Consider the following 9,050-nt stretch of genomic DNA (forward strand, 5'->3'; position numbering starts at 1 on the left):
CGAACCCGCTCGCCTGACTCGCCAGGTTCAGGAAGTACTGCGGCGCCACACCGAGCACCAGCGTCACCGCCACGCCCACACCGATCGCCGCCATGGTGAACGGCGACGGCACGGCGACCGTCGGCCCCTCGGGCCTGGGCTCGCTGAAGAACATCAGCACGATCACGCGGATGTAGAAGAACGCCGCGATCGCCGAGGAGATCACACCGATCACGACCAGCGGTGCCGCTCCGCCCTCGGCGGCCGCCTTGAACACGGCGAACTTACCGGCGAAGCCCGAGGTCAGCGGGATACCGGCGAAGGCCAGCAGGAACACCGCGAAGACCGCAGCGACCAGGGGCGAGCGCCGGCCGAGGCCGGCCCACTTGGACAGGTGCGTCGCCTCGCCGCCCGCGTCGCGCACCAGGGTGACGACCGCGAACGCGCCGATCGTCACGAAGGAGTACGCGGCCAGGTAGAACAGGACGGACGAGACGCCGTCCTTCGACGTGGCGATGACACCCGCGAGGATGAATCCCGCGTGCGCGATCGACGAGTAGGCCAGCAGTCGCTTGATGTCGGTCTGGGTGATCGCGACGATCGCGCCGCCCAGCATGGTGATGACCGCGACGGCCCACATGACCGGCCGCCAGTCCCAGCGCAGACCGGGAAGGACGACGTACAGCAGCCGGAGCAGCGCGCCGAACGCCGCCACCTTGGTCGCCGCCGCCATGAAGCCGGTCACCGGCGTCGGGGCGCCCTGGTAGACGTCGGGCGTCCACATGTGGAACGGGACCGCGCCCACCTTGAACAGCAGCCCCATCACCACCAGCCCGGTGCCGATCAGCAGCAGCGCGTCGTTGCCCATGGTGTTGGCGAGCGCCGGGTCGACGTTGGTGACGGTGCCGTCCACGACCTGCGCGATCGTCGCGTACGACACCGAGCCGGCGTAGCCGTACAGCAGCGCGATGCCGAACAGGGTGAACGCGGAGGCGAACGCACCGAGCAGGAAGTACTTGACCGCGGCCTCCTGCGACATCAGCCGCTTGCGGCGGGCCAGCGCGCACATCAGGTACAGCGGGAGGGAGAAGACCTCCAGGGCCACGAACAGCGTCAGCAGGTCGTTGGCCGAGGGGAACACCAGCATGCCGGAGACCGCGAAGAGGAGGAGCGGGAACACCTCGGTGGTGGTGAACCCGGCCTTCACCGCGGCCTTCTCGCTGTCGCTGCCCGGTACGGAGGCGGCCTGCGCCGCGAACGAGTCGGCCCGGTTGCCGTGCGCCGCCGGGTCCAGGCGCCGCTCGGCGAAGGTGAACAGGCCGACCAGTCCGGCCAGCAGGATCGTTCCCTGCAGGAAGAGGGACGGTCCGTCGACGGCGATCGCGCCCATGGCCGCGATGTGCGCCTTGGTCGTGCCGTATCCGCCGGCCGCCAGCGCGACGACCGCCGCGAAGGCGGCGCAGAGCGCGACGACGGAGACGAACACCTGTGCGTAGTACCGGGACTTGCGCGGTACGAACGCCTCGATCAGCACCCCGACCACGGCGGCGCCGACGACGATCAGGGTGGGCGACAATTGCCCGTATTCGATCTTCGGCGCGTCGATCTTCGAGATCGGTTCGGCCGCGGTTGTCCACAGGCTGTGGACGACTGCTGTGCTCACTTGGCCGCCTCCACCTCGGGCTTGGGGTCGGTCTTGTGTACGTCGGACAAGGTCTGCTTGACCGCCGGGTTGACGATGTCCGTGACGGGCTTCGGGTAGACGCCCAGGAAGATCAGCAGCACCACCAGCGGGGCGACCACCACGAGTTCACGCGCTCTGAGGTCGGGCATCGCGGAGACCTCCGGCTTCACCGGGCCCGTCATCGTCCGCTGGTAGAGGACGAGGGTGTAGAGCGCGGCGAGGACGATGCCGAAGGTGGCGATGATGCCGATCACCGGATAGCGCGTGAACGTGCCGACCAGGACCAGGAACTCGCTCACGAACGGCGCCAGTCCGGGCAGGGACAGCGTCGCGAGGCCGCCGATCAGGAACGTGCCGGCCAGGACGGGGGCGACCTTCTGCACCCCGCCGTAGTCGGCGATGAGGCGCGAGCCGCGCCGGGAGATCAGGAACCCGGCGACCAGCATCAGCGCTGCCGTCGAGATCCCGTGATTGACCATGTAGAGCGTCGCCCCGGACTGGCCCTGGCTGGTCATCGCGAAGATGCCCATGACGATGAAGCCGAAGTGCGAGATCGACGCGTACGCCACCAGCCGCTTGATGTCCCGCTGACCGACCGCGAGCAGCGCCCCGTAGACGATGCTGATCAGCGCCAGTACGAGGATGGCGGGCGTCGCCCACTTGCTCGCCTCGGGGAACAGCTGGAGGCAGAAGCGGAGCATCGCGAAGGTGCCCACCTTGTCGACGACCGCCGTGATGAGGACGGCGACGGGGGCGGTGGACTCCTGCATGGCGTTGGGCAGCCAGGTGTGCAGCGGCCACAGCGGCGCCTTCACCGCGAAGGCGAAGAAGAAGCCGAGGAACAGCCAGCGTTCGGTGTCGGTCGCCATGTGCAGCGAGCCGTCGGCGCGGGCCTGCGTGATCTCCGTGAGCGAGAAGTTCCCGGCGACCACGTAGAGGCCGATCACCGCGGCCAGCATGATCAGACCGCCGACCAGGTTGTAGAGCAGGAACTTCACGGCCGCGTACGACCGCTGCGTCGACGCCGCCTCCTCGCCGTGCTCGTGGGCATGGTCCCCGAAGCCGCCGATGAGGAAGTACATCGGGATGAGCATGGCTTCGAAGAAGATGTAGAAGAGGAAGACGTCGGTGGCCTCGAAGGAGATGATCACCATCGCCTCGACGGCCAGGATCAGGGCGAAGAAGCCCTGCGTCGGCCGCCAGCGGCGGCTTCCGGTCTCCAGCGGGTCGGCGTCGTGCCAGCCCGCGAGGACGATGAACGGGATCAGCAGGGCGGTCAGCGCGATGAGGGCGACCGCGATGCCGTCCACTCCCAGCTCGTACCTGACCCCGAAGTCCTTGATCCAGGCATGGGATTCGGTGAGCTGGTAGCGGGCGCCGTCCGGATCGAAGCGGACCAGGACGACGATCGCCAGGACGAGCGTGGCGAGGGAGACCAGCAGCGCCAGCCACTTGGCGGCCGTGCGCTTCGTGGCCGGTACGGCGGCCGTGGCGACCGCTCCGACCGCCGGGAGCGCCACTGTCGCTGTCAGCAGAGGAAAGGACATCGGTATCAGACCGCCCTCATCAGCAGGGTCGCGGCGACCAGGAGGGCCGCACCGCCGAACATCGAGACCGCGTAGGAGCGCGCGAAGCCGTTCTGCAGCCGGCGCAGTCGTCCGGAGAGCCCGCCGAAGCCGGCCGCCGTGCCGTTGACGACCCCGTCGACCAGGGTGTGGTCGACGTACACGAGGGAGCGCGTGAGGTGCTCTCCGCCGCGGACCAGGACGACGTGGTTGAAGTCGTCCTGGAGCAGGTCGCGCCGGGCGGCCCGGGTGAGCAGGGATCCGCGCGGGGCGACGGCCGGGACGGGCTTGCGGCCGTACTGGGCGTACGCGACGCCGACACCGACGACCAGGCAGACGATGGTGGCACCGGTGACCGTCAGGGCGCTGACCGGCGAGTTCCCCTCACTGTGCCCGGTGACCGGCTCCAGCCAGTTCAGGAAGCGGTCGCCGAGGTGGAAGAAGAAGCCGGCGAAGACCGAGCCGAAGGCCAGCACGATCATCGGGATCGTCATGACCTTGGGTGACTCGTGCGGGTGCGGCTCGTGGCCGTGCTCGTCGGGCTGCCAGCGCTTCTCGCCGAAGAACGTCATCAGCATCACGCGGGTCATGTAGAACGCGGTGATGGCCGCGCCGAGCAGGGCCACGCCGCCGAGGATCCAGCCCTGGGTGCCGCCCTTGGCGAAGGCCGCCTCGATGATCGCGTCCTTGGAGTAGAAGCCCGACAGGAACGGGAAGCCGATGATGGCGAGGTAGCCGAGGCCGAACGTGATGAACGTGATCGGCATGTACGTGCGCAGGCCGCCGTACTTGCGCATGTCGACCTCGTCGTTCATGCCGTGCATGACCGAACCGGCACCGAGGAACAGCCCGGCCTTGAAGAAGCCGTGCGTCACCAGGTGCATGATCGCGAAGACGTAGCCGATGGGGCCGAGGCCCGCGGCCAGCACCATGTAGCCGATCTGCGACATGGTCGAGCCGGCCAGCGCCTTCTTGATGTCGTCCTTGGCGCAACCGACGATCGCACCGAACAGGAGCGTGACCGCGCCGACCACGGTGACCGCGAGCTGCGCGTCGGGCGCGGCGTTGAAGATCGCGCCGGAGCGGACGATCAGGTAGACACCCGCGGTCACCATCGTCGCGGCGTGGATGAGGGCCGAGACCGGGGTCGGGCCCTCCATCGCGTCCCCGAGCCAGGACTGCAGCGGCACCTGGGCCGACTTGCCGCAGGCGGCGAGCAGGAGCATCAGGGCGATGGCGGTGAGTTTGCCCTCGGAGGCGTCGCCGACGTGACTGAACACCGGGCCGAAGGCGAAGGTCCCGAACGTCGTGAACATCAGCATGATCGCGATGGACAGGCCCATGTCGCCGACCCGGTTGACCAGGAAGGCCTTCTTCGCGGCCGTCGCGGCGCTCGGCTTGTGCTGCCAGAAACCGATCAGCAGGTAGGAGGCGAGACCGACGCCCTCCCAGCCGACGTACAGCAGCAGGTAGTTGTCGGCGAGGACGAGCAGCAGCATCGCCGCGAGGAACAGGTTCAGGTAGCCGAAGAAGCGGCGGCGCCGCTCGTCGTGCTCCATGTACCCGACCGAGTACAGGTGGATCAGCGAGCCGACGCCCGTGATCAGCAGGACGAACGTCATCGAGAGCTGGTCCAGGCGGAAGGTGACGTCCGCCTGGAAGCTGCCCACGGAGATCCACGTCCACAGGTGCTGGGTGAGCGTGCGGTGTTCGGCGTTCTTGCCCAGCAGGTCGGCGAAGAGGATCACGCCGAACACGAAGGACGTGGCCGACAGGAGCGTGCCGATCCAGTGGCCGACGGCGTCCAGGCGCCGGCCACCGACCAGCAGGACGGCCGCTCCGAGCAGGGGCGCCGCGATCAGCAGCGCAATCAGGTTCTCCACGATTCAGCGACCCCTCACAGCTTCATCAGGCTGGCGTCGTCGACCGAGGCCGAGTGGCGGGTACGGAACAGCGACACGATGATCGCGAGCCCGACCACGACCTCCGCGGCGGCGACGACCATCGTGAAGAAGGCGATGATCTGGCCGTCGAGATTGCCGTGCATCCGGGAGAAGACGACGAACGCGAGGTTGCAGGCGTTGAGCATGAGCTCGATGCACATGAACACAACGATCGCGTTGCGCCTGATCAGCACGCCGGTGGCGCCGATCGTGAACAACAGGGCGGAGAGGTAGAGGTAGTTGACGGGGTTCACTTCGACGCCTCCTCGGCCCGCTTGGTGTTCGCGGCCTCGATCTCGGTCCGCTCCAGGCGTTCCTCCGCGCGCTGTTCCAGGGCCCGCAGGTCGTTCAGCGCCTCGGTCGACACGTCCCGGATCTGGCCGCGCTCACGCAGGGTCTTGCTGACCGTGAGCTCGGAGGGGGTGCCGTCGGGCAGCAGGCCCGCGATGTCCACGGCGTTGTGCCGGGCGTAGACGCCGGGGGCGGGCAGCGGCGGCAGGTGCTTGCCCTCGCGGACGCGCTGCTCGGCCAGCTCGCGCTGCGTCTTGGCCCGCTCGGTGCGCTCGCGGTGCGTGAGCACCATGGCGCCGACGGCGGCCGTGATGAGCAGGGCGCCGGTGATCTCGAAGGCGAAGACGTACTTGGTGAAGATGAGGGAGGCGAGGCCCTCGACATTGCCGTTGGCGTTCGCCTTGCCGGTGCCGGCGAACTCCGTCAGGGAGGCGTTCCCGATGCCGCCGAGGAGGAGTACGCCGAATCCGACCCCGCAGACAAGGGCCAGCCAGCGCTGGCCCTTGATGGTCTCCTTCAGCGAGTCCGCCGCGGTCACGCCGACGAGCATCACCACGAACAGGAACAGCATCATGATCGCGCCCGTGTAGACCACGATCTGCACGATGCCCAGGAAGTAGGCGCCGTTGGCGAGGTAGAACACCGCCAGGATGATCATGGTCCCGGCGAGGCAGAGGGCGCTGTGTACGGCCTTCCTCATGAAGACGGTGCCCAGGGCTCCGATCACGGCGACGGTGCCGAGGACCCAGAACTGAAAGGCCTCTCCGGTGGAGGTGGAGTAGGCGGCGAGCTGCGGGTTCATGCGTCGGCCCCCTCTTCCTGGGGCTTCTCGCCCTCGGAGACGGCGACCTGGCGCACCGTGCCGGGCGCGGCCTCCGTCACCAGCCCCCGGTAGTAGTCCTGCTCGTCCGTCCCCGGGAAGATCGCGTGGGGGGTGTCGACCATGCCCTCGTCGAGGCCGGCGAGCAGCTGTTCCTTGGTGTAGATGAGGTTGGCACGGCTGGAGTCCGCCAGCTCGAACTCGTTGGTCATCGTCAACGCGCGCGTGGGGCACGCCTCGATGCACAGGCCGCACAGGATGCAGCGGGCGTAGTTGATCTGGTAGACGCGGCCGTACCGCTCGCCGGGCGAGTAGCGCTCCTCGTCCGTGTTGTCGGCGCCCTCCACGTAGATGGCGTCGGCGGGGCAGGCCCAGGCGCACAGCTCGCAGCCGACGCACTTCTCCAGGCCGTCCGGATGGCGGTTGAGCTGGTGCCGTCCGTGGAACCGCGGAGCCGTGGTCTTCTTCTGCTCCGGGTACTGCTCGGTCAGCCGCTTCTTGAACATGGCCTTGAAGGTCACGCCGAAGCCGGCCACGGGGTTCTGGAAACCGGGCTTGGTCTCCTTGGGCTCCTCAGCCATCGGACGCCTCCTTTCCATCCGAAGATCCGTCACTGACAGTGTCGGGTCCGCCACTGACAATCAGCTCCCGCTCGCGGCGGGAACGGCGCCGGGGCACCGGCGGCAGTTCCTGTCCGGGCAGCGGCGGTACGGGGAATCCGCCTGCCGTCGGGTCGAACCCGGCCGGTTCCGCGGGCGGCTCGGCCGCCTTCGTCTTCTCGCGGAACATGTCGGCGACGAAGGACAGGAGCAGCAGGGCGAGGACACCGCCGCCGACGTAGAGGGCGATGTCGGCGAAGTCGTAGTGCTCGTTGCGCAGGGTCCGCACCGTGGCGACGAGCATCAGCCAGGTCACGGAGACCGGGATGAGGACCTTCCAGCCGAGCTTCATCAGCTGGTCGTAGCGGACACGTGGGAGCGTGCCGCGCAGCCAGATGAAGAAGAACAGCAGCAGCTGGACCTTGATGACGAACCAGAGCAGCGGCCACCAGCCGTGGTTCGCGCCCTCCCAGAAGCTGCTGATCGGCCACGGGGCCCGCCAGCCGCCGAGGAAGAGCGTGGTCGACACGGCCGACACCGTCACCATGTTCACGTACTCGGCGAGCATGAACATCGCGAACTTGATCGACGAGTACTCGGTGTTGAAGCCGCCGACGAGGTCACCCTCGGACTCCGGCATGTCGAAGGGGGCGCGGTTGGTCTCGCCGACCATCGTGACGATGTAGAGGATGAAGGAGACCGGGAGCAGCAGGATGTACCAGCGGTCCTGCTGCTGCTCGACGATCGTCGACGTCGACATCGACCCCGAGTAGAGGAACACGGAGGCGAACGCCGCGCCCATGGCGATCTCGTACGAGATCATCTGCGCGCAGGACCTCAGACCGCCGAGCAGCGGGTAGGTCGATCCGGAACTCCAGCCCGCGAGGACGATGCCGTAGATGCCGACCGAGGCGACCGCGAGGATGTAGAGCATCGCGATCGGCAGGTCGGTGAGCTGCATCGTGGTGCGCGTGCCGAAGATCGAGATCTCGTTGTCGGCCGGCCCGAAGGGGATCACCGCGATCGCCATGAAGGCGGGGATGGCCGCGACGATCGGCGCGAGGACGTAGACCACCTTGTCCGCGCGCTTGACGATGATGTCTTCCTTGAGCATCAGCTTGATGCCGTCGGCGAGCGACTGGAGCATGCCCCAGGGGCCGTGCCGGTTGGGCCCGATGCGCAGCTGCATCCAGGCGACGACCTTGCGCTCCCAGACGATGGAGAACAGCACGGTCACCATCAGGAAGGCGAAGCAGAAGACGGCCTTGATGACGACCAGCCACCACGGGTCGCGGCCGAACATCGAGAGGTCTTCAGCGGCGAGGTACGGGCTCATGCCTCCACCTCCTTGGGGGCCTCGCCGACGAGCGTGGCCGGACCGATGCGGACGAGGGTCCCGGGCAGCACCCCGGCGTCGGAGGCGACGCCGTTGCCGGCCGAGTTCAGCGGGAGCCAGACCACGCGGTCGGGCATCTCGGTGACGCGCACCGGGAATTCGGCCACGCCGGCGGGGCCGGTCACGGCGAGCACGTCGCCGTCCTTGACGCCCGCCTCGGCGGCGGTCGCGGACGACACGCGCGCGTGTGCCGCGTGCCGTGTGCCGGCGAGCGCCTCGTCGCCCTCCTGGAGGGCGCCCTGGTCGAGCAGCAGCCGGTGCCCGGCGAGCACGGCCTCACCGGCGGCCGGACGGGGCAGAACGGCCGTCGTCACCGACGGTTCCGAGGCCCGAGGTCCGTCCCAGGTGCCGAGCCGGTTCAGCTCCGCGCGCGTGGTGCGCAGATCCGGCAGACCCAGGTGCACGTCCATGGCGTCGGCCAGCATCTGCAGCACACGCGCGTCGCTCGGCGACAGGCGGCGGGTCATCTGGTCGGGCTTGAGGGCGGCCTCGAAGAGGCGGACCCGGCCCTCCCAGTTGAGGAAGCTGCCCGACTTCTCGGCGGCGGCGGCAACGGGGAGCACGACGTCGGCGAGCTCGGTGACCTCACTGGGCCGCTGCTCCAGCGACACCAGGAAACCGACCTCGGCGAGCGCCGCACGCGCGCGCGCGGGGTCGGGCAGGTCCGCGACCTCGACGCCCGCGACCAGCAGCGCCTGGAGCTCGCCGCGCGCCGCGGCCTCGACGATCTGACCGGTGTCCCGGCCGTGGCCGAGCGGGAGTGCGGCCAGGCC

At 68.7% G+C, this 9,050-nt stretch carries 8 protein-coding genes; all 8 read right to left on the reverse strand.

What is annotated here, in order from left to right; all coding sequences use genetic code 11:
* Nucleotides 1-1,642, reverse strand: a 1,642-nt coding sequence (gene nuoN / locus ACFW2E_RS33455) for an NADH-quinone oxidoreductase subunit NuoN (protein WP_384471639.1), incomplete at its 3' end; no start/stop codon positions are given.
* A complete protein-coding gene (locus ACFW2E_RS33460) occupies nucleotides 1,639-3,210 on the reverse strand; it encodes an NADH-quinone oxidoreductase subunit M (protein WP_384471642.1) in 1,572 nt (523 codons plus the stop codon). The genes nuoN and ACFW2E_RS33460, both read right to left, overlap by 4 nt.
* A 5-nt stretch (nucleotides 3,211-3,215) precedes the next feature.
* Nucleotides 3,216-5,111 (reverse strand): NADH-quinone oxidoreductase subunit L, encoded by a 1,896-nt coding sequence (nuoL, locus tag ACFW2E_RS33465; protein ID WP_384471645.1) that lies wholly within the window; start codon nucleotides 5,109-5,111, stop codon nucleotides 3,216-3,218.
* A 14-nt stretch (nucleotides 5,112-5,125) separates the two neighbouring features.
* A complete protein-coding gene (gene nuoK / locus ACFW2E_RS33470) occupies nucleotides 5,126-5,425 on the reverse strand; it encodes an NADH-quinone oxidoreductase subunit NuoK (RefSeq protein WP_066995480.1) in 300 nt (99 codons plus the stop codon).
* The gene (locus tag ACFW2E_RS33475) at nucleotides 5,422-6,264 is read right to left on the reverse strand and encodes an NADH-quinone oxidoreductase subunit J (protein ID WP_384471649.1); all 843 of its coding nucleotides are present in this window, start codon (nucleotides 6,262-6,264) and stop codon (nucleotides 5,422-5,424) included. Before ACFW2E_RS33475 ends, nuoK begins: the two co-directional genes overlap by 4 nt.
* Entirely contained in the window at nucleotides 6,261-6,863 is a 603-nt protein-coding gene (nuoI, locus tag ACFW2E_RS33480) for an NADH-quinone oxidoreductase subunit NuoI (protein WP_384471651.1), read from the reverse strand. Before nuoI ends, ACFW2E_RS33475 begins: the two co-directional genes overlap by 4 nt.
* Nucleotides 6,856-8,217, reverse strand: coding sequence for an NADH-quinone oxidoreductase subunit NuoH (gene nuoH, locus ACFW2E_RS33485; RefSeq protein WP_384471654.1), 1,362 nt, complete (start codon nucleotides 8,215-8,217; stop codon nucleotides 6,856-6,858). Before nuoH ends, nuoI begins: the two co-directional genes overlap by 8 nt.
* Nucleotides 8,214-9,050, reverse strand: an 837-nt coding sequence (locus ACFW2E_RS33490; RefSeq protein WP_384471657.1) for a molybdopterin-dependent oxidoreductase, incomplete at its 5' end; no start/stop codon positions are given. The genes nuoH and ACFW2E_RS33490, both read right to left, overlap by 4 nt.

This window comes from Streptomyces sp. NPDC058964, from assembly GCF_042741275.1.
In the GTDB taxonomy this organism is placed as follows: Bacteria; Actinomycetota; Actinomycetes; order Streptomycetales; family Streptomycetaceae; genus Streptomyces.